General features: G+C 54.3%; 16 protein-coding genes. 2 read left to right on the top strand and 14 right to left on the bottom strand.

What is annotated here, in order from left to right:
- Positions 1-176: 176 nt before the first annotated feature.
- From ACRCWW_RS01960 to ACRCWW_RS01950, 3 genes are all read right to left on the bottom strand, one after another.
- The gene (locus ACRCWW_RS01960; protein ID WP_438680893.1) at positions 177-902 is read right to left on the bottom strand and encodes a fimbria/pilus periplasmic chaperone; all 726 of its coding nucleotides are present in this window, start codon (positions 900-902) and stop codon (positions 177-179) included.
- Between the two features lie 31 nt (positions 903-933).
- On the bottom strand, positions 934-3,456 hold the full coding sequence (locus ACRCWW_RS01955; protein ID WP_438680892.1) for an outer membrane usher protein: 2,523 nt from the start codon (positions 3,454-3,456) through the stop codon (positions 934-936).
- Positions 3,457-3,694: 238 nt separating this feature from the next.
- Positions 3,695-4,213 (bottom strand): fimbrial protein, encoded by a 519-nt coding sequence (locus ACRCWW_RS01950; protein WP_438680891.1) that lies wholly within the window; start codon positions 4,211-4,213, stop codon positions 3,695-3,697.
- Positions 4,214-4,706: 493 nt separating this feature from the next.
- Between ACRCWW_RS01950 and ACRCWW_RS01945 the strand changes: the two genes are divergently transcribed.
- A complete protein-coding gene (locus tag ACRCWW_RS01945) occupies positions 4,707-5,378 on the top strand; it encodes a helix-turn-helix domain-containing protein (protein WP_438680890.1) in 672 nt (223 codons plus the stop codon).
- 29 nt (positions 5,379-5,407) lie between these two features.
- On the opposite strand, the gene ACRCWW_RS01940 is transcribed toward ACRCWW_RS01945, so the two are convergent.
- From ACRCWW_RS01940 to ACRCWW_RS01900, 9 genes are all read right to left on the bottom strand, one after another.
- Positions 5,408-7,054 (bottom strand): Wzy polymerase domain-containing protein, encoded by a 1,647-nt coding sequence (locus ACRCWW_RS01940; RefSeq protein WP_438680889.1) that lies wholly within the window; start codon positions 7,052-7,054, stop codon positions 5,408-5,410.
- Entirely contained in the window at positions 7,055-7,996 is a 942-nt protein-coding gene (locus ACRCWW_RS01935; protein WP_438680888.1) for a hypothetical protein, read from the bottom strand.
- Positions 7,989-8,510: a fimbrial protein gene (locus tag ACRCWW_RS01930; protein ID WP_438680887.1), complete on the bottom strand. Its 522-nt coding sequence runs from the start codon at positions 8,508-8,510 to the stop codon at positions 7,989-7,991. The genes ACRCWW_RS01935 and ACRCWW_RS01930 overlap by 8 nt, the downstream gene beginning before the upstream one ends.
- An 8-nt stretch (positions 8,511-8,518) precedes the next feature.
- Complete coding sequence (locus ACRCWW_RS01925) at positions 8,519-8,992, bottom strand: fimbrial protein (protein ID WP_438680886.1); 474 nt, start codon at positions 8,990-8,992, stop codon at positions 8,519-8,521.
- Between the two features lie 10 nt (positions 8,993-9,002).
- On the bottom strand, positions 9,003-9,614 hold the full coding sequence (locus ACRCWW_RS01920; protein WP_438680885.1) for a fimbrial protein: 612 nt from the start codon (positions 9,612-9,614) through the stop codon (positions 9,003-9,005).
- 18 nt (positions 9,615-9,632) lie between these two features.
- Positions 9,633-10,391, bottom strand: a complete 759-nt coding sequence (locus ACRCWW_RS01915) for a fimbria/pilus periplasmic chaperone (protein WP_438680884.1) — start codon at positions 10,389-10,391, stop codon at positions 9,633-9,635.
- Positions 10,392-10,446: 55 nt separating this feature from the next.
- The gene (locus tag ACRCWW_RS01910) at positions 10,447-12,990 is read right to left on the bottom strand and encodes an outer membrane usher protein (protein ID WP_438680883.1); all 2,544 of its coding nucleotides are present in this window, start codon (positions 12,988-12,990) and stop codon (positions 10,447-10,449) included.
- A gap of 78 nt (positions 12,991-13,068) precedes the next feature.
- On the bottom strand, positions 13,069-13,608 hold the full coding sequence (locus ACRCWW_RS01905) for a fimbrial protein (RefSeq protein WP_438680882.1): 540 nt from the start codon (positions 13,606-13,608) through the stop codon (positions 13,069-13,071).
- Positions 13,609-13,666: 58 nt separating this feature from the next.
- A complete protein-coding gene (locus ACRCWW_RS01900) occupies positions 13,667-14,194 on the bottom strand; it encodes a fimbrial protein (protein WP_438680881.1) in 528 nt (175 codons plus the stop codon).
- Positions 14,195-14,570: 376 nt separating this feature from the next.
- On the opposite strand from ACRCWW_RS01900, the gene ACRCWW_RS01895 reads away from it, so the two are divergent.
- Entirely contained in the window at positions 14,571-15,293 is a 723-nt protein-coding gene (locus ACRCWW_RS01895; RefSeq protein ID WP_438680880.1) for a helix-turn-helix domain-containing protein, read from the top strand.
- Between the two features lie 32 nt (positions 15,294-15,325).
- Here the strand turns inward: ACRCWW_RS01895 and ACRCWW_RS01890 are convergent, their stop codons facing one another.
- Complete coding sequence (locus ACRCWW_RS01890) at positions 15,326-16,744, bottom strand: glutamate synthase small subunit (RefSeq protein ID WP_438680879.1); 1,419 nt, start codon at positions 16,742-16,744, stop codon at positions 15,326-15,328.
- A gap of 9 nt (positions 16,745-16,753) precedes the next feature.
- Positions 16,754-21,214, bottom strand: coding sequence for a glutamate synthase large subunit (gene gltB, locus ACRCWW_RS01885; RefSeq protein ID WP_438680878.1), 4,461 nt, complete (start codon positions 21,212-21,214; stop codon positions 16,754-16,756).
- Positions 21,215-21,464: the final 250 nt, after the last annotated feature.

Here is a 21,464-nt window from a genome sequence, read left to right as displayed (position 1 = left end):
ATGGGATGCATGGGAGGGGATAATTTGAACTGCAAGTATAAGGAGCAGTAACACCCTGAACAAAAACACCCGTTTTTTATTTAGAGCAAATGAATTTCTTATCATCATATTTATCATCAGTAATATATTGAAGGCCCTTCGACAGGAGATATACAAAGAGATAGAGCATACAGCCCTTATCTCTTCTTATCGGAGATCGATTTGCAGAGCGTGCCTTCGCAATTAAAAATCAGCTCCGGCCTGCCACCGTAATCATTGATATAGGTCAGCACAGGCTTCGCGCCAGGATTGCCTTTCAGTGGGGCTTTGCTCTGTGGCGCGATCATTATTGGGGTGAATTCGGTATCTTTTTTACTGCTGCCAGCGTCACGAGCGCCGACTATGGTCACATAGTAGGGGGTAGGGTTCGTGATACTGTAGCTGTTCCCTTCACGCTGCAGCGTCAGTTGCTCTTCAGGTTGAGCGCTGGCGGTTTTGGTGAGCGCCTGTGGCCGGTAGAACATCTTTATTTTGGTTTGCAACGCTACCTGTAAGGTGTTCGGCTCTTTGCTGCGAGGGGGAATTTCACGCAGGTTGAAATAGAACAGCGTCTCCCGGTTTTGCGGCAGGCTGGCCACCGCCGGTAGCCCCTGCACTTTGATCTGGCTGGTGCTTCCGGCCTCGATGCGCTGCACTGGCGGCAAGACGGTCAACGGGCTTTTGATCTTTTGCCCCTGCTCATCTTCAATCCAGCCCTGTGCCAGAAACGGCAGCTGCTTGTTGCCGTTGCTGACGGTTAGCGACACGGATTTCTGGCTGCCGTCGAAAATGATACGCGTTCTGTCCAGGCCAAGAGCGGCACTGGCGACCTCGGTGCCTGAGATTACCAGCAGTGCAGACGAGATAAAGTGTTTGAGTTTCATGAGGTAAACCTTTAGTAAGTCATAAGGGAGATCATTTTTTGCAAGGAAGCAGAAGCTGTGCGGTGCTATCGATCTTCAGCGGATCCGGGAGCGTCACGCGACATTGCTCCTGGTTGTCCCAGGAGAGTGTCAGTCTGTCGCCTGCCCTCAGCCCGCTTAACCAGACGGTGCCGTCGTCATTGACTATTCCCACCCCCTGGCGCCGGGCATTCGCCACCTGTGCGCCAAAAGGTGGCACGCTGCCGTCTGCCAGTCTGATGAGCGCCATCGCTTTTTGCCCCGACACCACGTCAAAAGCGTGATAGCCAATTGCGCCTTCGGTCAGGGTGGATTCAAAGACCGAATCACTGATTTCTGTTTCATCGTTTAAGCCGTTAACGTCGATACTGGCCCGGTTGCGGTAGTAATGGTTCACATCGGTCAGCACGGCTTTACCAAAGCGGTTGGATCGGCTGCTCAGGCCATAAGCGGCGACCGGCACATCGCGGGCGCCGCCGGTATCAATCATCATTCTTGTCCCGCCTGGCGCATTTATGCGATGCAAGGCAGCCCCTTCCAGAGTGGCCGTTGCCCCCCCACGCAGTGAAGCGCCAAACGACTGATACTGATCCTGCACGTAGCTGGCGGTGAAGTCTGACTGGGCAGCGTCGCCATAGTGGGAGTAGTTGCCGTTAAACTGCGGGCGGCTACCGGTGAGACCGGCATTGAGCTGGTAGTTATCGTATTGGCCGACGCGACCCTGATAGCCCGCCTGGTGAGTCACATCGCCTGATGATGAATTCATGCTATAGCTGGCCGTTGCGCCTGAACTCAGAGGGACGGTGAGTGACAGATACATCCCGTCGTCTCTACGATATTCAGAGCGATCGTGATAGGCAGACAGTGAGATGTTGAGGTTCTTGAATCGTCCAAGGTCAAAGTTTTTCGCCAGCGACAGGGTGTAGCGGTCGCTGGATGGGCGATCCCAGTAGGTCTGATGGCTGTAGCTCAGGTAAGTACTCAGGCCTGAGTCGCTGAACTGCTTGCTGAGGTTGAGGGTGTAGGCTTCTTTGCTGTTTCCGTCATTTGCTATACCTCGTTGCTGGATGTCGAGGTATTCGTTCATGCTCATGAACTCTTTTTCGGAGAAGCGGTAGCCTGCGAAGCTAATCTGACTGTTAAGTTCGTCAAAGTGCTTGGAGTAGTTCACCCGCCACGAGCGGCCCTGTTTCGTGCCTTCTTTATCCAGCTCAGCGTGCGACTGGGTGACGTCAAAAGAGATCGCACCAAACCGGAACAGATCGCGACCAAAACCTGCGGCGAGGGCGCGATAGCTGTCGCTGGCCAGCAGGCCGCCAAACAGCGACCAGCCATTGCTGATACCCCAGGAAAACTCACCGGAGGCAAACAGCGGGCCGTTCGTTTTGTGGTTGATGTCCGACGGGCGACCGCTTGCCAGCTTATAGCGCACCAGCCCCGGACGTGTCAGATAAGGAATCGAGGCGGTGCTCACCTGAAACTGGTAAATGCTCCCGTCCTGCTCCTGGACTTTCACATCCAGCAAGCCGGAGACGGATTGGTTGAGATCCTGAATAAGAAATGGGCCAGGGGGAACCTGAGTTTCGTAAAGTATGTGCCCCTGATGGCTGATCGTGACCCGGGCGTTGCTTTTGGCAATGCCGGAAACTTCGGGCGCGTAGCCACGCAGATTTGGCGGCAGCATGCTGTCATCGGTATCAAGACTGAGACCCGTGAAGCTAAAGCTGTCGAAAATCGCAGAGTTAAGAAAACCTTCGCCAAATGCCAGCTTTGCGCCAAGGCGAGTCAACGGGCGATAGCCATAAAAACGCGTCCATTCCCACTTTTTGTAGAGTGACGAGTTTTTATCTGAGCCGCTCTCCTGACGCGACTGCCAGTCGGCGCGCAGACGCCAGGGCCCGACGTTAACTCCCGCCGTGCCGTTTCCGGTGAGGCTGGTATTATCGCTACCCTGCTGTTGGTGGATAGACTGTAAATTGAAGTTGTAATCCAGCAGGATGCCGGGGATCCCGTCATTCCAGCGGGAAGGGGGATCCCAGTTTACATCACTGTATTCCAGATAAGCCTGGGGCAACGTAACCAGTAATTTTGAGCTACTGAGATCGCCTTTGGCCTGCATTCCTGGCAGGCTTTCCAGCGTCAGACACTGCCCGTTGTGGCTCCATGTTAGCTGTTTAGTCAACGCTTCCTTCAGGCCAAACATCCCCACCTGCTGCGGAGAGAGGCAAACTTCACTCTCTGTCGGGCGGTTTTCCGGCGCAAGATAAACAATGGATTGCTCAGGTAAATTCTGCCCATTCAGGCGGATCACCATGTTGTAGGTGCCGGGCATGATGTAACCACCGCGGCTAAAACGGCTGGCATCAAACTGCTGTTTTTCGTGAATATTGAGAATATCGGTATTGAATTCTATTTCTTCCTCCGCTGCTGATATCTGGGGGCTGAAAAAGCTTCCCGATAAGAGAATGAAATAGAGGTGTGGATGAAAAGGATAACGTTTCCTTTTTTTAAAATCTTCCTTGCTATTATTTTCCATGAGTGTTACCTGCCAGAAGTGCTTATGTTTAAATGTCTTTACTTAGCTGGCTAAAATATAAAATGATGTTGTGCTGATGATTATAATATTTTAAAGCTTATCGCATCACCCGAATGCATACGTCAGGTGATGGAGGTTTTTTTTAAAGTATTACACCTGTTCTATTTCAAAAATGAAATATAGCGAACAGGTGCTTTAATGACGTTAAGTAATGGAGCTCACGTTTCCGTGCGCCGTGTTACTGGTAAGACAGTTTTACGTCAGCGATCGCGGTGAAATCACCGGGGACGATAACCGCAGAAGGGCCATTCCCCTGAAGAGCGGCATTGAAGGCCAGCGTGTTGCTACCCGCAGTCAGTTTACGGATGGTAGATTTATCACCCAGCTTGATTTTATTGCCAGCAGCATCGGAAAACGTGATGCTGGCACCAGCCGCAGTTCCTGAGATACCCAGGTTATCGGTAACCCCTGGTGCAGCAGTACCGCTAAATTCCACCTGAACTTCATCGTTAGCGGCGGTCACGTCGCAGTTAACCAGATCCAGCTGAAACTGCTCTGCTGGGGCTGAGTTGCTCCCTTGCAGCAGCGCGCTGCTGATCTCACCCATTCTGACGGTTTGATCGAGGCTATCTGCAGTAATAGAGCAAGGTGCATTAGTAATAGAACCCGAAAAAGTAATTTTCCCGTTTGCAAACGTTGCACCACTGATTAAGGTTGCAGTCATTCCCAGACAAACTAACAGGCCATTGTATTTCATATACTATTCCCTTTGATGATTGATGTGTTTTATAAAAACCTAATTAATAAATTACTTAGTTTTTATTGAGGTAAATATTGATGGAATATACCTGGAAAAACTGAATTAATAATATTACTTGGTTTTGTCTGAATGCTACACAGCGCTAAGAAATGAGTCAAACAAACCAAAAGTTCCATTTGAGACAATCTCCTTTTGCGTTGTATTCCTTAAATAAGTATTAATTCCCGTAAAAGTTAATTGGCATTGAAGATTAACATTTAATTTACTTTTTCATTGTAAAAGACTGTGGCAATATTGGCTACAGGACATCCTGGTCGGCATTCCTGGTTCAGTCACGAGCGTGACGGTTTTTTTTGGCTTACATTTTATCAATGCCATAGATTTTCAGTTATCGGGCTATAACAATAGGATATAATAATTGTACGCGCACGGTGACTGTACCTCTCTTCCAGGTGCAACGAACACTATTAATAGCAGGGCTGGCAACACGATGAGAAGAAAAACGACGGCGGCAGGGTTGCCTGCTGACTACATGCCAATACGACCAGGGGAGATTATCAAACGTCTTTCTGAGGCGTTTGCGCTCCATTGTGAACCTTTTACGTTACCAGAAGGGCGAGTTCTGGAACACTCAAGCCTGGATGGACAGCCCTGGCTGTGGTTTTTTACGTCAGGGGTCTTCAGCATTTCCCGTCAGGTGGATGGTCTGCAGCTATTGACCAGCCAGGCATCAGAAAGCGCAATGTCAATATACGGACTTATAGAGGCTCTGGATGGAGAAAGACTTTGCACGTTGCGGGCTGAGAGTGAGTGTAAAGGGAGGCGGCTGCCTGCACACTATTTGATGAGCAACGACAACTCTGTAGAATTGTGGCGAGATATTTCTCAACTTGTCGCTTATTTCGTTAAGCTGGCGATTAACCGCGATCGCCAATTAGTCGGTGTCCCATCCTATAATATCATTCGCCATCAGCTGATCTCGTTAATGGCCTATCCGGCGGATGTCAGATTGAAAATAAACGTTCAGACTTATATCAGTGAAAGAACGCGTTTATCACGCAGTAATACACTGAAGATATTAAATGCATTAAACAGTGGCGGGTATATTACGGTGAAACGCGGCAGGTTATTAAACCTGAAATACCTGCCGCTGAAATTCTGACTGCCCTCTCCGGGCAGAGAGGGAAAAAGCTATCGAAACCGCTGCTCATCCGGAAACAGTCGCCGTGCCTGTTGCAAAAACCAGGCGGCGGCCTGCGGGTCGTCCTGCAACCGGCAAATGGCAATCAGGTTGAGATAGAGATTCGCGTCCGGCTCCAGCTGGATCTGCTGTTCCGCCCACTGGCGGTAGCGGTTGAGGATTTGCGGATCCTGCCGGGCCTGATACTGCAACAGTTCACCCAGGCGAAGATCCCACGTCAGCCGGGAAGCCAGCGGGTGAGGAAAACCAATAGCCGCCAGTGGCTGAAGATGCCTTAACCCCTCACGCTCTGACTTTACCAGCTGCTGCGACACCCACAGCCCACCTGCCATATAGAGCAACAGCAGGGTGCTCCACGCCATCAGCGTATAGCGTACGGGGAGCGCAACGCCGGAAAGTGCGGCTGTCCGGCGGCGATCGCAGACTCGCAGGACCAGCAGCATAACCAGAGCGTGAGCCGCAGACTGATACAGCGGCAGCTCCACCTGGGTATGCAGCACAATCGGGACCAGCAGCAGCCACGGCGAAGTGGCAAATCGTCGGCAGGCACCCGGCCTGAAAAGCCGGAGTGATTTTGCCATCACCAGCGCGAGACCAAAAATCAGCACCGCGATTGCCATCGCCGTCACTATCCCGCCCTCCATCCACCACAGCAGGCTCTCGTTATGAGGATGGCGGACATCCAGCTCGATCGGCAGTGGCGTGCTCAGCCGGGAAAGAGACTCCAGAAATGTGGCGTGGAAATGGCCGTAGCCCCAGCCCGCCAGCGGCCTGTCGGCAATCATTTGCAGGGTGGTGTGCCAGATAGCCAGCCGGTAGCCGACGGTGGTCGGGTCGCTGACTTCACGACCTGCTCCGTTGAGAGCGATACTGAGAAAACCCAGCCCGGCCCCGATCAGCAGCAGCGCGACAGCCCAGCCTGCCCGACGGCGATCGCGCTGCGCCAGCGCCATCAGCTGAAGCGGAGTCACGATAAAGGCAGCAAGCAGGCCGATGCGGGAGGCAATAATCAGCAGCAGCCAGGGGCCGAGCAGCAGCATGCTTCCGCCCAGCAGCAGCGTGATGTGCTGACGAGCCCGCAGCATCAGATACAGCGCCAGTGCAAGCCCGGTGGCGATAAAGCTTGCCATCACGTTGACCTGCTGAAAGATGCCGTAGGGGCGGTTTACCCGGGTGTTGTAGCCCATAAAGTTATCGGGGCTGAAAAGCAGATACTGCGCCAGCCCCAGCAGCGCCTCAATGACGGCGGCGGCCAGCAGCAGGGTCAGCACCGTCTGGCGGTCGCGCCGCGAAAAACGGCACTGGAGCAAAGCGTAATAGAGCGCCACGGCAGCAAACAGTCCAGGAAAGCGGGGCAAAGCCTGACTGCGCCAGGGCTCATCGCTCCACAACAGTGGCACCGCCAGCAGGCAGGCGCTAAAGGCCATCAGGCGGAAAACACCAGAGCTGTAGCAAACGGAGTTACGACGGCTGTGCCACAGAAGCAGCAGCGTCAGGCAGGCGATAACCATCATCCCAACAAGGTTTGCAGGAAAAACAAAACCGTTGCCGCCGTTATTGGGGAGATAACAATGCAATATCAGAAGAAAATAAACTGCCAGCAGGAGCTGGCAGCTTTTTGGCAAACGCGTGTTCATTTATTGATATTCAATAATCAGAGGGTAGCTGCCGGAATAATCGCCGGGGGGAGCATCTTGCCCTTCAATTTTAGCGCTGACAGTTAGTGTCGTGGAGCCCTTGCTCACTTGTTTACCGGACACGGGTAATTCAACCCCATCAATGAGTGTTTTAGCCTTAAGGCCACCTCCTAAATCAACAACTCCATTTTGTCCGGTTGCATCATACATTTTTAATGTGGCATTCAGATCGCAATTGATGGTTGCCGTTGTGGTTGCTTCCGCCCCAGCTTCACTTCCTGAATTCAGTGTGCCAAAGTTTAAGTTGATATCGTTTGTGATATTACATTTTGGGCTTTCCAGTGGCGGTGCGCCTACGCAGGGTGGAGAACCATTGGTTGTAGCTGAAGAATACTGCATGCCAGCCGCAAGCTCCACTTCAGCTGCGATGAATTTCATACAAGCGGTAATAACAGGCTCCGTTCTGGGAGGAAAAGGTAATGACGCATACGAAGATGTTGCACCTCCCGCGCTGAGCAACCAACGCTCCTCTACATCTTTCCACTTATCTCCCGGGTAAATGCGAACATAAAGAATATAATCTGGCAGAGGACCTCCTTGTGGCTTGTAAGGTGAACTTTGTGAAACATAGATATCACGATCTTGTGCGACTGGACCATAGTATAAATATCCGGCGGGGACAGGGTTATTATCTTCTGGTCCTGAGACTTTCTGCCAAGTATATATATAATAGCCTATGGCCTGGAAATATCCCAATAAAGGGTCGTTGCCGAGATAGGCGACGTCAGTTCTAACACTGGTGATGATAAGAGCGCTGAAACTCTTAGGCGTGAAAAGCATGAATATTACACTGATAAGGATCAGGCTCTTTTTATAAAACAATAATGAGAAGAAATGGGAGGAATTATCCCGATGTCTGTCTGTTGCGGATATATTATTCATAGATAAGCTCAAATGTAGCCACTGAGGTAAACTCACCATGGCCAATAGAATGACTGGCAATAGCACTTGGTTCGCCCTGAATATAGGCTTTGACCGTCAGCGTATTATTGCCATTCTGTAAGGTAAACGGCGTTCCAGCCTGGTTTAGCGGCAGTGGAGCACCCTCGGGGGTCTCCAGCCCAATAGCGACACCGCTTACGCCGCTCACTGACAGTAACCCTGGTAAGGTGCTGCTTTCCGTGCCGCTAAATTTCATCTTTACGCTTGCACCCTGGGTGGTATCGCAGTCCTGCAAGTGCAGGGTGAACGGTTTGCCGTTGCCGCGCTGATTGAGGTAGAGGTCTTTATCAATGACCGTGCCAAAATCGACGCTAATGGCTTCGTCCTCCGCCAGCAGGGTGCAGGGCTCTGCTACCAGGCGGCCATGAAACTTGTATTCGGAACCGTCGGCGGCCTGTGCCACCGTTGCTGACAGCAGCAGACACAGGGTTAACGGGAACATTTTTATCATCATGCTTAACCCTATTGATAAATCGCGACCAGCGTCGCGGTGGCAGCAAAGTCACCTGAGCTTAGTGTCGCCGAGGTGTCTTTAAACGGTGCCGCGTAAAGCTTTGGCAGCGCAGTGGGGCTGACCGGTGCCGGGGTATTTATTTTGAACGCCTGGTCATCCAGCCAGAACTTGACCCCGAGCCCAGCCAGCGAGCTGTTGATCGTGGCAGCATCGCTGTCGAAGGCGACCGGCGTGCCCTGCATGACCAGGGCGATGTTGCCGCTGTTGCTGTCGCAGTCCATGGTGTAGGGCAGCTCCCGACGATAGTTATTGCCATCCACCTTGTTGATCCCGATATCGCCGAAATCAACGTCAACGCTCTGGCCATCGTTGATTTTGCAAGGGGCGGCGACGATGTGAACGCTGACATTGACATTCACCGCAAAAGAGGAGATCGGCAGCAGTAACAGGCCGCAGCACAGCAAGCGGAATGACGTCTTCATCTGTCCGGCCTTAGTCATAGTTCAACCGGAAGCCTATCTGGCTCTGCCAGGCTCCCGCCTCCAGCAGCTCCGCCGTGCGCTGCGCTGAAACGTAATAGGTCAGCTGATTTTCACCGGGTGAGAGATACAGCGGTATCGAACGGCTCCCCAGTTGAACAGGACGGCGACGCTGGTCGACAATCCGCAGTCCGAAGCCTTTCGCCCCGGTGATTTTGACCAGCTTTGGGTTTTCCTCATTCGCTGGCGCAATAAAGCTCACCGTGGCGACCGGCTGCTGATCGCCCCAGAGCAGCGTTCCGGTGCGCGCATTGCGAATACTGCCGGAGCGGCGCACGCAGTCGTGAAGGTTTAGCTGAACGGCTACCGAGGCGGTTTCGTCTCCCGGCTGTTTCAGTTCATTCGTGCTCAGTTGCCCGAGCGAGATCTCCTGATGAGCGGAAGCCATATCCAGCCGACAGGTGCTTTCGGTCAGCACGCCGGAGACATACAGCATGCCGCTCTGACCATCCTGACTCAGGGTCTCCGTCGCCGTCGTGGCGCAAACGACGGAGGGCAGCAGCGCGGCGGCGACTGCCAGGGCGAGTGGCGCCCTCGTACAAAATGTCTGAAGGGTGTGTTTCATGGCAACGTTTCCTTGCTCTTATTGAGCCTTGCTTTCTTCGACGCCTTTGGCGCTACACAGCGTGCCGGAGCAGGTGAACTGCAGCTTAGGACGGCCGCCAAAGTCGTTGACCCAAGTGAGCACCGGGTTATCGCCGAGCGCGCTGGCGCTGGCTTTCAGCGTTCCTTTGTCCTTTGGGGCCACCATCAACGGCTCGAAATGAGCGATGGAAGGGCCTTTCAGCGAGCGGCTGCCGTCAATCAGCGTGATGTAGTAAGGCGAAGGGTTGTTGACCTGATAGCTATCCCCCACCCGGGTCAGGGTGATCTTTTCCTGCCATGGGGTGCCGGAGGTGGCCTGCATCAGCGCCTTAGGGCGGTAAAACAGCTTAACCCGCGTTTGCAGGGCGATTTGCAGTGTGTTCGGTTTGCTGCTGCGCGGCGGGATTTCGCGCAGGTTGAAATAGAACAGGGTCTCTTTATCCTGGGCCAGCAGGTTGGCGGCAGGCAGCCCCTGGATTTTCACCTGGCTTTTGGCGCCGGGTTCAATGCGCTGGACCGGCGGCAGCACCGTCAGCGGCGACTGAATTTTGTTGCCCTGGGCGTCTTCAATCCAGCCTTGTGCCAGATAGGGCAGCTGCTTGTTCTGATTGCTGACGGAGAGGCTGACCGATTTGTCCCCGCCGGGGTAGATGACGCGGGTGCGATCGAGCGCAATGGCCGCGCTGGCCTGCTGGGCAATCACCATCCCGAGCAGGGCGATCAGGGTGGTGGTTGGGGTGAGTATCAAACGTTTCATGGTGCTACCTTTCCTTCATTCATGTCTTTCAGGCCCGCCCGCAGGCAGGCGGTGATTAATGGGTATTGCTGGTTTTCGCCGTGGCCTGCGCGAGTTCTCTGGCGTTCAGCGCGCGGCAGGGCAGCAGCAGGCTTGCCAGTTCAGCCGTCGCCAGTTTCTTCGGCAGATCGACGGCGCACTGGGCTTTACCGTCCCAGTTCACGGTCATCGATTCGCCCGGGTTAATCCCGCTGAGGTAAACGCTGCCGCCATCGTTGATGATCCCGGACTCCTGGTGCTTGCTGTTCAGGACGCTGGCGCCAAACGGTGGCGCACCGCTGTCGGCGAGGCGGACTATTGCCATCGCTTTTTCTCCGGCAATCACGTCAAATTTCCGGTAGCCGATGGCCCCTTCGGTCAGCGTGGCTTCCATCACCGAGTGGGTGACTTCGGCGTTATCGGCCAGCAGATTGAGATCCACGCTGGCCTTGTTGCGGTAGTAGCTGTTCACATCGGTGGTTACGGCGGTACCAAAGCGGTTGGTATGCGTCACGCTGCCGTTGCCGCGAACCGGCACGTCGGCGACACCGTCGGTATCCAGCATCAATCTTGTGCCACCGGCGCTTGCGCTGCGGTGAAGTGCCACGCCTTTCGTAGTGGCGGTAAGGCCCCCCTGGAGCGACATTCCGAGAGAGCTGTACTCCCCGGCCTGATAGCTCAGGTTCATGTTGCTCTGTGCGTAATCGCCCTGGTGATTGAGGTAGGCGGAGGCCAGCGCTTTGCCCTCGCCGGAGACCCCGGTGCGTAGCTGATAGTTGGTCCGCTCATCAATGCGGTTGCTGTAGCCCACCTGATTGGTGATATCGCCATGGGCGCTGCTCATGTCGTAGTTGGCTGTCCCGGTGCTGCCCACCGGCACCGACAGCGATAAATAGACACCGTTGTCCTTGAGGCCATATGAGTTGTCGTGGTAGGCCGTCAGCGACAGGCTCAGGTTTTTAAAGCTGCCGAGATCGAAGTAGCGCGACAGGGAGAGGTTGTAGTGATCGCTGTCCGGCTGATCCCAGTAGGTCTGGTGGCTGAAGTTCAGATAGGCGCTCAGGCCCAGGCTGCTGAACTGCTTATTAAAGGTGATGGTGTACATCTCCTTGCTGCTGCCGGTATGGGAGCGGTCATCCTGAGCATCAAGAAAGTCCGCCATGCTCATAAAATTACGTTCCGAGAAGCGGTAGCCTGCGAAGGTCACCTGGCTGTCGAGATCTTCAAAACGCTTGGAGTAGCTGATTCGGTATGAGCGTCCGCTTTTGCTCTCTTCGTCATCGAGCACGGCGTGTGACTGGGTCATATCGGCGGAAATCGCGCCGAGTATCAGCAGGTCACGGCCAACGCCCACGGACGCGGCCTGGTAGTCCTGGCTGCCGAGCAGGCCGCCGTACAGCGACCAGCCGTTACTGATCCCCCAGGAAAATTCACCGGTGGCGAACAGCGGGCCGTTGGTTTTATGTTCCCAGTCCGTCGGGCGGCCGCTGGCGAATTTATAACGCACGGTGCCCGGGCGGGTCAGATAAGGGATGCTGGCTGTGTCCACCTGGAACCGCTGCACGCTGCCATCCTGCTCTTCCACCCGAACATCCAGCTTGCCGGAGACCGCATCATTTAAATCCTGAATACGAAACGGGCCGCTGGCGACCTGAGTTTCATACAACACACGCCCCTGCTGACTGACGGTGACGCGGGCGTTGGTTTTGGCGATCCCGGTGATTTCCGGCGCGTAGCCGCGCAAATTTGGCGGCAGCATGTTGTCGTCAGAGTTCAGACTCAGCCCGGTAAAGCGGAAGCTGTCGAACATCCCTGAAGAGAGATAATCCTCCCCGAGCGTCAGCTTAGCGCCAAGCGTTGGCAGCGGACGATAGGCGTAAAAGCGGCTCCAGTCCCAGTTATGCTGCGAAGGCTGATTTTTGTCGTCTGAACGATCGAGCTGCGACTGCCAGTCGGCGCGAAATCGCCACGGGCCGACGTTGAAGCCAGTGGTGCCGTTACCGCTGAGACTCGCGCTGTTGTCGCCGCTTCGCTGCTGGTGAACGGCCTGCAAATTGAGGTTGTAGTCAAAAATAACGCCCGGAATGCCGTTATCCCAGCGGGAAGGGGGCTCCCAGTAATCGTTGCTGTATTCCAGATAAGCCTGAGGAAGGTTGACGTTAAGGACGGCGTTCCCCAAATCCCCTTCGACCTGCATACCGTCGAGGCTGGTTAAATCAAGACATTGCCCGCTGTGGGTCCAGCGGAGCTTATTGTCGTACTCTTTTTTAATTCCCAGCAGGGCGACCTGCTCAGGCGATAAACAGGCTTCGCTGCCTTTCGGATCGTTTTCTGGCGCAATAAAGGCTATCGGCTGTTCACTCAGCGTCTGCTTATTAATATGAATGGCCATGTTATAGGTACCGGGCAGAATAAAGCCGCCGCGGGTAAACTGGCCGAGATCAAATTTCTGCTGATCCTGAACATCAAGCACATCAGTATTGAATTCAATGGCATCGGCCGCGTGGGCTGTCTGAATAGCGCCAGGGATCCCAAGTGCAATAAAGACAGCAAGGGATTTTGGGCGAAATGGGGTGCTCATGAAAAGTATCATGCTAAATAAGTCTCTACAGAATAACGCCCGTTTTGGTCACGTGAGCGTATATGAATAACCAGAGCGTCAGTAATAGTTCATATTGAAGTTGACGGCGGCGCGATAATTCCCTGCCTGAATAATTTGTTGGTCGCCAACCAGAAAAATATGAAAATTTAAGGTCATATTTTTAGGGTCAATCTCTTGTGGTAATAATGCGACCCCGGGTCTGGCAATATTGTTCTGGGTATCGGCGATGCGTAAGGCTACCCCTTTCGCTTCCCCGGACACCTGAAAATCATCACCGTTGTTACCGCCGCTAAAGGTAAGACTAAAGCGCTTCTGATTAGGTGTTGCGTCGCCATCCCGGGCCAGAACACAATTGGAAAGCTGAATATCGAATTTATTGTCAGTGCCTCTGGCATCGCGCAGGATTGCCCCGACAGGCTCTGTGGCCATTTCAATTGCCTGGACACGATCGCCGGTGGCGATAGAGCAGGCTGCATCGACAATAGAACCCCGCATATTGACGCGCCCATGGTCCCATTCTGTGGTTGCTTGCGCGGTGGATTGCAGCAGTAAGAGGCTTAGCAGCAGGGAAAACGCTGGCTTTATTCTCGTTCGCATGGCTTTCTCCCGATCGACGGGCAGGAGGCGTTGAGCCCCTGCCCGCGACTCGTTTTACTTACTCGTAAGCGATAGAGAAGTTAGCGACAGAGGTGAAGTCACCTGGAACGACAGTAGCAGAGGCACCGTCACCCTGCAGGTAGGCAGAGAAGGACAGGGTGTTGTTGCCGTTCTGCAGAGTCTGAGGTGCAGATGCGGTGCCGAGGTCGATCACCTGGCCTGAGCCATCGGTGATAGCAATGCTGGCACCGGAAGCGCTGCCGCTGATACCCAGCAGATCCGGGTTACCCGCAGACGTTGCGCCAGTGAACAGAGTCTTCACTTTGGTCAGCGTGCCGAGATCGCAGTTTTTCAGTTCGATCTGGAAAGCTTTCGGTGCAGATTTGCCACCGTTAGCCAGCGCAGTGCTGGATACCTGACCCAGGTCAACGGTCTGATCAACGGATTCCGGGGTGATTGAGCATGGTGCTTCGATAATAGAACCGCTGAAGGTAACAGTACCGTGGCCCATATCAGCAGGGGCTGCCATTACGCTGCCGCTTGCCAGAACCAGACCCATGACTACAGCTAATTTGTTCAGTTTCATTACTTTAAATCCTGTTTATCTTAATCCTGTGGACGCCGATTAAATGTAAAGCGAGTGTTTAACGTAAAGTAAAACGAGAGCTTTATTTAATTTGCTATATTTGTGGAGTTGAATCCATTTCATCTCACTTACACTGGAGCGAGTCCTTGTGAAGTTGCGAAAATAATATTCGCCAGCAGGATAAATCGTCAAAATAAATTATGCCCCATTTGGGATATTGCGATTTGAAGTCTGATTTTATTCGGATTTTCAGAAATGCTTTTAGAGAGAGGGCTGCAAGCCGTCTTTGCTCTTTATTTCTTTCTCTCTGGTAATAAAAGAGACAGGAGTGAATTAATATTGGCTTATCTGCAAATTAAGTAGGGTTAATTTGGAAATGGCAAAAACAGGACTATACTTTCTATATTCCATTATTCAATCTTTTAATGAGGTGCGTATCGTGCTGGCAAATAAGCTATCAGCCGATCTTTCGCTGGTTCGACCCAGTGAGGTGATACATAAACTCTATCGCGAACTGGAGCGTTACGGTGAACCCTTTACCCTTTCGGGTGGGCAGGTGCTGGATCGCGCTAATACCTCAGGAGAGTCGTATCTGTGGTTTTTTTCTTCCGGAATATTTGTTGTGTATCGCCGGATAGATCGCTTACAGCTGCTGTGCAGCGAAGCAAGGGAAGACTCGATGTCGATATTTGGGTTGGCAGAAGCTTTGCAAAAGGAGAAGCTGTTTCTGTTAAAAGCTCAGACCGAGTGCAGGGGAATTCGCATTCCGGCCCGCTATCTGGAGACGTTACAGGACAACCCAGAGTTCTGGCAAAACATCTCCATGCTTCTGGTCTATATCCTGAAAATAGCCTGCGCGCGCGACTTACAGCTGGTTGGCACCTCTTCCTACGACATTATCCGCCATCAGCTAACTTCCCTGATGGGATTCCCGGCAGAGGTCAGAAGCAGGATCAACGTGCAGAAATTTATCAATGAGCGCGCCCGGCTGTCGCGAAGCAATGTGCTGAGGGTTTTACAGGCGTTGAACGAAGGTGGGTTTATTACGATTAAACGCGGCAGATTGATGGATTTACGTTTTCTGCCGCTGAAATTCTGACAGCCCTCTCTGAGTACAGAGAGGGCTGAGGATCACACTTCCAGCCAGTTCATGATGCCATCAGCAGCCTTACGACCTTCGGCAATCGCAGTCACCACCAGGTCCGACCCTCGCACGATGTCGCCACCGGCAAAGATTTTCGGGTTGCTGGTCTGGAAGGTGTTTTCGTTGCCTTCAGGCGCAATAATACGGCCTTGAGAATCCAGCTCGACGCTGTGCTTCGCCAGCCATTCCATGCTGTGAGGACGGAAACCAAACGCCATCACGACCGCATCTGCAGGCACAACGTGCTCAGAACCTGCCACGATTTCAGCACGACGACGGCCCTTGGCATCCGGAGCGCCCATTTCAGTGCGCGCCATTTTCACGCCGCTCACTTTACCGTTGGCATTGACTTCCACGCCCAGAGGCTGGACGTTGAACTGGAATTCCACGCCTTCTTCACGCGCGTTTTTCACTTCGCGTTTAGAGCCTGGCATGTTCTCTTCGTCACGGCGATAAGCACAGGTGACGTGCGTTGCGCCCTGGCGAATGGAGGTACGGACGCAGTCCATCGCGGTATCGCCACCGCCCAGAACCACAACGCGCTTACCTTCCATAGACACGTACGGCTCTTCAGTTGTTTCGCCGTAGCCCATCATCTGTTTGGTGTTGGCAATCAGGAACGGCAGCGCGTCAAATACGCCATTCGCCTCTTCGTTTTCAAGGCCGCCACGCATGGACTGATAGGTGCCAACGCCGAGGAACACCGCATCGTACTCGCCCAGCAGATCGTCGAGCTGAACATCACGGCCCACTTCGACGTTGAGTTTGAACTCAATGCCCATGTCGGTGAAAATTTCACGACGACGGGTCATGACTTCTTTTTCCAGTTTGAAAGCCGGAATACCGAAGGTCAGCAGGCCGCCGATTTCCGGATGGCGGTCAAAGACCACCGCTTTCACGCCGTTACGGGTTAGCACGTCGGCACAGGCGAGGCCCGCCGGGCCCGCACCAATGATCGCCACTTTCTTACCGGTTTGCTTCACGCCGGTCATGTCCGGACGCCAGCCCATTTCGAACGCTTTATCGTTGATATAGCGCTCGATGTTGCCGATGGTCACCGCACCGAACTCGTCGTTCAGGGTGCAGGAACCTTCGCACAGGCGGTCCTGCGGGCACACTCGGCCGCAGACTTCCGGCAGGGTGTTGGTCTGATGCGACAGTTCTGCCGCTTCAAAAATACGGCCTTCGTTAGCGAGCTTCAGCCAGTTCGGGATGTAGTTATGAACCGGACATTTCCACTCGCAGTACGGGTTACCGCAGGACAGGCAGCGGTCTGCCTGTGCTTTGGCCTGGCCTTCGGAGAACGTTTCGTAGATCTCAACAAATTCAATTTTACGGATCTTCAGCGGCTTCTTCGGGGGGTCAACACGCTGCAAGTCGATAAACTGGTAAACATTCTGACTCATCTGAATTCCTTACTGCGCCTGCACGCGCAACTCAGCGGCGCTACGACTACGGTGACCCAACAGTGCTTTGACATCGCTGGACTTCGGTTTAACCAGAGCGAATTTCGCGGAGAACGCCGGCCAGTTCGCCAGGATCTCTTCGCCACGCGAAGAACCGGTCAACTGAACGTGTTCAGTGATAAGCCCACGCAGATGCTCTTCGTGGATAGCGAGAGTTTCAACGTCCAGCACTTCCACCAGTTCCGGGTTCACGCGTTTGCGGAAATCACCGTCTTCATCCAGCACGTAAGCGAAGCCGCCGGTCATCCCTGCGCCAAAGTTGACGCCGGTTTTACCGAGCACGCAGACGATGCCGCCGGTCATGTATTCACAGCCGTTGTCGCCAATGCCTTCGACCACGGTGATGGCGCCGGAGTTACGCACGCCGAAACGCTCACCCGCACGGCCTGCTGCGTATAAACGACCGCCCGTTGCGCCGTACAGACAGGTGTTACCGATAATGCTCGCTTCGTGGCTGCGGAAGGCTGAACCCACCGGAGGACGAATGGCCAGCAGACCGCCCGCCATGCCTTTACCGACGTAGTCGTTGGCATCGCCCGTCAGGTGCAGCTCTACGCCGCCTGCGTTCCACACGCCGAAGCTCTGGCCTGCGGTGCCGCTGAAGTGCGCTTTAATCGGGTCAGACGCTAAGCCCTGGTCGCCGTGGGTCTGAGCGATATAGCCCGACAGTGATGCGCCCACGGAACGGTCGGTGTTGCGAATATCAAACCAGAACGTTTTGCTCTGCTTGTCGTCGACAAACGGTTTTGCCTGTTGCAGCAGCTGCGCGTTCAGCACGCCGTTATCGAACGGCGGGTTGTTCTCGGTGCAGTACAACGCTTTGCCCGGATGCTGCTCTGCGGTTTCCAGCAGTTTCGCCAGATCCAGTTTCTGTTGTTTGGCGGTGAAACCGTCCAGCTCTTTGAGCAGGTCGGTACGGCCAATCAGATCCACCAGGCGTTTCACGCCGAGCTGCGCCATTAATTCACGCACTTCACGGGCGATAAATTCAAAGTAGTTGGTCACTTTGAACGGCAGGCCGTGGTAGTGATTCTTACGCAGCTTGTCGTCCTGAGTTGCAACGCCTGTTGCACAGTTGTTCAGGTGGCAAATACGCAGGTATTTACAGCCGAGCGCGACCATCGGGCCCGTGCCAAAGCCAAAGCTTTCAGCCCCGAGGATCGCCGCTTTGATGATATCCAGGCCGGTTTTCAGACCGCCGTCGACCTGAAGACGAATCTTATGACGCAGACCATTAGCCACCAGCGCCTGCTGGGTTTCCACCAGACCGAGTTCCCACGGACAACCCGCGTATTTCACGGAGGACAATGGGCTTGCGCCGGTTCCGCCGTCATAACCCGCGATGGTGATCAGATCTGCATAAGCTTTTGCTACACCGGTGGCGATGGTGCCGACGCCCGGTTCGGAAACCAGCTTCACGGAGATCATCGCTTTCGGATTGACCTGTTTCAGGTCGAAAATCAGCTGCGCCAGATCCTCGATAGAGTAGATATCGTGGTGCGGCGGTGGCGAAATCAGGGTGACGCCAGGGACAGAGTAACGCAGTTTGGCGATATACGGCGTGACTTTATCACCCGGCAACTGACCGCCTTCACCCGGTTTTGCACCCTGAGCGACTTTAATCTGAATGACGTCGGCATTGACCAGATAGGCTGGTGTCACACCAAAGCGACCCGAAGCGACCTGCTTGATGCGTGACACTTTATTGGTGCCGTAACGCGCAGGATCTTCACCGCCTTCGCCGGAGTTGGAGTTACCGCCGATGCTGTTCATCGCTTCAGCCAGCGCTTCGTGCGCTTCCGGGCTCAGTGCGCCGATGGACATGGCCGCGGTATCAAAGCGTTTGAACAGCTCTTTCGCCGGTTCCACTTCGTTGATGCTGACCGCTTCGTCACCTGGATTCAGCGCCAGCAAGTCGCGCAGCGTGGCCGCCGGACGTTCGTTGACCAGCTGAGCGTAACGCTGATAGTCGCTGTACTCGCCGCTCTGCACAGCTTCTTGCAGGGTGCGAACCACGTCCGGGTTATAGGCATGATATTCGCCGCCGTGAACATATTTCAGCAGACCGCCCTGATCCAGCGGCTTACGCGCCAGCCAGGCCCGTTTGGACAGATTCAGCAGATCCTGCTGGAAGTCATCAAACCCGGCACCGCCGATACGGCTGACCACGCCCTGGAAGCAGGTATTGGCTACGGTATCGTGCAGACCGACGGCTTCGAACAGCTTGGAGCAACGGTAAGAGGCGATGGTCGAGATGCCCATTTTGGACATGATTTTGTACAGGCCTTTATTGATGCCGTTACGGTAGTTCAGCATCACGTGGCGATAGTCTTTATCGATGGCTTTGTTATCGACCAGCTTCGCCAGGGTTTCATAGGCGAGATACGGGTAGATAGCCGTCGCGCCGAAGCCCAGCAGCACCGCAAAGTGGTGCGGGTCACGGGCGCTTGCGGTCTCAACGATGATGTTGGCGTCGCAGCGCAGGCTCTTATCGACCAGACGCGTCTGAATCGCCCCAACAGCCATTGGCGCAGGCACCGGCAGACGGTTTTTGGCGATATTACGGTCAGAGAGCACCAGCAGAACGGTGCCGTTACGGACCATTTGCTCGGCTTTATCGCACAGCGCGTTAACGGTTTCTTCAAGCGTAGCTTCACTCACATCGAAAGTAATATCGAGCGTGTCGGCACGATAATGATCTTCCTGCATGGTGGTCAGCTGTTTGAAATCGGAGTACAGCAGGATAGGCGATTTGAAGCTCAGGCGGTGCGCCTGGCCTTCTGCTTCACAGAAGACGTTCATTTCACGGCCAATGCTGGTGGCGAGCGACATCACATGGGCTTCACGCAGCGGATCGATTGGCGGGTTCGTCACCTGCGCAAACTGCTGACGGAAGTAGTCATAAATGATGCGCGGCTGGCTGGAAAGCACGGCAAACGGGGTATCGTCACCCATTGAGCCGACGGCTTCCTGGCCGTTTTCGCCTAATACGCGGATAACGGAGTCCAGCTCTTCAGCGCTGTAGTTAAACTGTTTCTGGTAGCTCGCAAGCGTGTCGTCATCCAGTTCGCGGCTGCCCACTTCTTCATCCGGCAGATCTTCGAACGGCACCAGACGACGCACGTTTTTCTCCATCCACTCTTTATACGGATGGCGGATTTTCAGGTCGTGGTCGGTTTCCGCAGAATGCAGAATGCGGCCAGCTCGGATGTCGATAACCATCAGCTCGCCCGGGCCCACGCGGCCTTTCTCTACCACTTCATCAGGCTGATAATCCCAGATCCCGACTTCCGAGGCGCAGGTGATGAGCTTGTCTTTGGTGATGACGTAGCGCGCCGGACGCAGACCGTTACGGTCCAGGTTACAGGCTGCATAACGACCATCGGACATCACGATGCCCGCCGGGCCATCCCACGGCTCCATGTGCATGGAGTTAAAGTCGAAGAAGGCGCGCAGATCCGGGTCCATATCCGGGTTGTTCTGCCAGGCTGGCGGAACGAGCAAACGCATGGCACGCACGATATCCATCCCGCCTGCCAGCAGCAGTTCGAGCATGTTATCCATGGAACTGGAGTCAGAACCGGTTTCGTTCACGAACGGCGCTGCATCGTGCAGATCCGGGATCAGCGGGGTCTGGAATTTGTAAGTACGCGCACGCGCCCACTGACGGTTGCCGGTGATGGTGTTGATTTCGCCGTTATGCGCCAGATAGCGGAACGGCTGTGCCAGCGGCCAGCGAGGGACGGTATTGGTGGAGAAGCGCTGGTGGAACAGGCAGATGGCCGATTCCAGACGCAGATCCGCGAGGTCCAGGTAGAAGCGCGGCAGATCCGCCGGCATACACAGACCTTTATAAATATTGATCAGGTTCGACAGGCTACAAACGTAGAAGTCTTTGTCTTCCTGAAGACGTTTTTCGATACGGCGACGCGCGATGAACAGGCGACGTTCCATATCACGTGGACGCCAGCCAGCCGGGGCGTTCACGAAAATTTGTTCGATACGTGGCAGCGAGGAGAGGGCGATTTCACCGAGCACCCCTTCGTTGGTTGGCACGTCGCGCCAGCCGACAATCGACAGGGTTTCACGCTGAAGCTCTTCTTCAACGACGCGACGTGAAGCCGCCGCAAGCTCAGGATCTTTGTTCAGGAACAGCATACCGACGGCGTAGTTTTTGGCTAAACGCCAGCCGCGCTCTTCGGCGACCAGACGGAAGAAACGGTCCGGTTTCTGCAAAAGCAGGCCACAGCCGTCACCGGTTTTACCGTCGGCAAGGATAGCACCACGGTGCTGCATGCGGGCCAGTGCGTGGATCGCGGTACGCACTACCTTGTGGCTAGGTTCGCCTTCTATGTGGGCGATCAGGCCGAAACCACAGTTATCCCTCTCAAGGGATTTATCGTACAACATATCAGTGAACCTCCCCAGGCTCTACGGAGACACTCCGATACCGATTGCGCGCAGGCACAGTTCGAGCAAGGCGGCGGGGCACAGGCCACGCATTCGCCCTCTCAACATCCTTTCGCATCGGTAAACAAGTATTGCGGACTTGCTTCAGAGGGAATCTCAATTACTGCATAAATATGATGAGCAGACCGCTCATCGAGAAAGCTTCCAGCGGATCCTCAACTTATCGGGAATCCGCACACAGGTCAAATGG

Source organism: Scandinavium sp., assembly GCF_051650185.1.
GTDB lineage: Bacteria > Pseudomonadota > Gammaproteobacteria > Enterobacterales > Enterobacteriaceae > Scandinavium.
Note: the sequence above shows the minus strand (reverse complement) of the source record. Positions and strands in the feature narration are given on the sequence as shown.

Excerpts from the sequence above, each read along its gene's own strand:
- ACRCWW_RS01960 (WP_438680893.1), bottom strand. The coding sequence starts at position 902 with ATGAAACTCAAACACTTTATCTCGTCTGCACTGCTGGTAATCTCAGGC.
- ACRCWW_RS01955 (WP_438680892.1), bottom strand. The coding sequence starts at position 3,456 with ATGGAAAATAATAGCAAGGAAGATTTTAAAAAAAGGAAACGTTATCCT.
- ACRCWW_RS01950 (WP_438680891.1), bottom strand. The coding sequence starts at position 4,213 with ATGAAATACAATGGCCTGTTAGTTTGTCTGGGAATGACTGCAACCTTA.
- ACRCWW_RS01945 (WP_438680890.1), top strand. The coding sequence starts at position 4,707 with ATGAGAAGAAAAACGACGGCGGCAGGGTTGCCTGCTGACTACATGCCA.
- ACRCWW_RS01940 (WP_438680889.1), bottom strand. The coding sequence starts at position 7,054 with ATGAACACGCGTTTGCCAAAAAGCTGCCAGCTCCTGCTGGCAGTTTAT.
- ACRCWW_RS01935 (WP_438680888.1), bottom strand. The coding sequence starts at position 7,996 with ATGAATAATATATCCGCAACAGACAGACATCGGGATAATTCCTCCCAT.
- ACRCWW_RS01930 (WP_438680887.1), bottom strand. The coding sequence starts at position 8,510 with ATGATGATAAAAATGTTCCCGTTAACCCTGTGTCTGCTGCTGTCAGCA.
- ACRCWW_RS01925 (WP_438680886.1), bottom strand. The coding sequence starts at position 8,992 with ATGAAGACGTCATTCCGCTTGCTGTGCTGCGGCCTGTTACTGCTGCCG.
- ACRCWW_RS01920 (WP_438680885.1), bottom strand. The coding sequence starts at position 9,614 with ATGAAACACACCCTTCAGACATTTTGTACGAGGGCGCCACTCGCCCTG.
- ACRCWW_RS01915 (WP_438680884.1), bottom strand. The coding sequence starts at position 10,391 with ATGAAACGTTTGATACTCACCCCAACCACCACCCTGATCGCCCTGCTC.
- ACRCWW_RS01910 (WP_438680883.1), bottom strand. The coding sequence starts at position 12,990 with ATGAGCACCCCATTTCGCCCAAAATCCCTTGCTGTCTTTATTGCACTT.
- ACRCWW_RS01905 (WP_438680882.1), bottom strand. The coding sequence starts at position 13,608 with ATGCGAACGAGAATAAAGCCAGCGTTTTCCCTGCTGCTAAGCCTCTTA.
- ACRCWW_RS01900 (WP_438680881.1), bottom strand. The coding sequence starts at position 14,194 with ATGAAACTGAACAAATTAGCTGTAGTCATGGGTCTGGTTCTGGCAAGC.
- ACRCWW_RS01895 (WP_438680880.1), top strand. The coding sequence starts at position 14,571 with ATGGCAAAAACAGGACTATACTTTCTATATTCCATTATTCAATCTTTT.
- ACRCWW_RS01890 (WP_438680879.1), bottom strand. The coding sequence starts at position 16,744 with ATGAGTCAGAATGTTTACCAGTTTATCGACTTGCAGCGTGTTGACCCC.
- gltB (WP_438680878.1), bottom strand. The coding sequence starts at position 21,214 with ATGTTGTACGATAAATCCCTTGAGAGGGATAACTGTGGTTTCGGCCTG.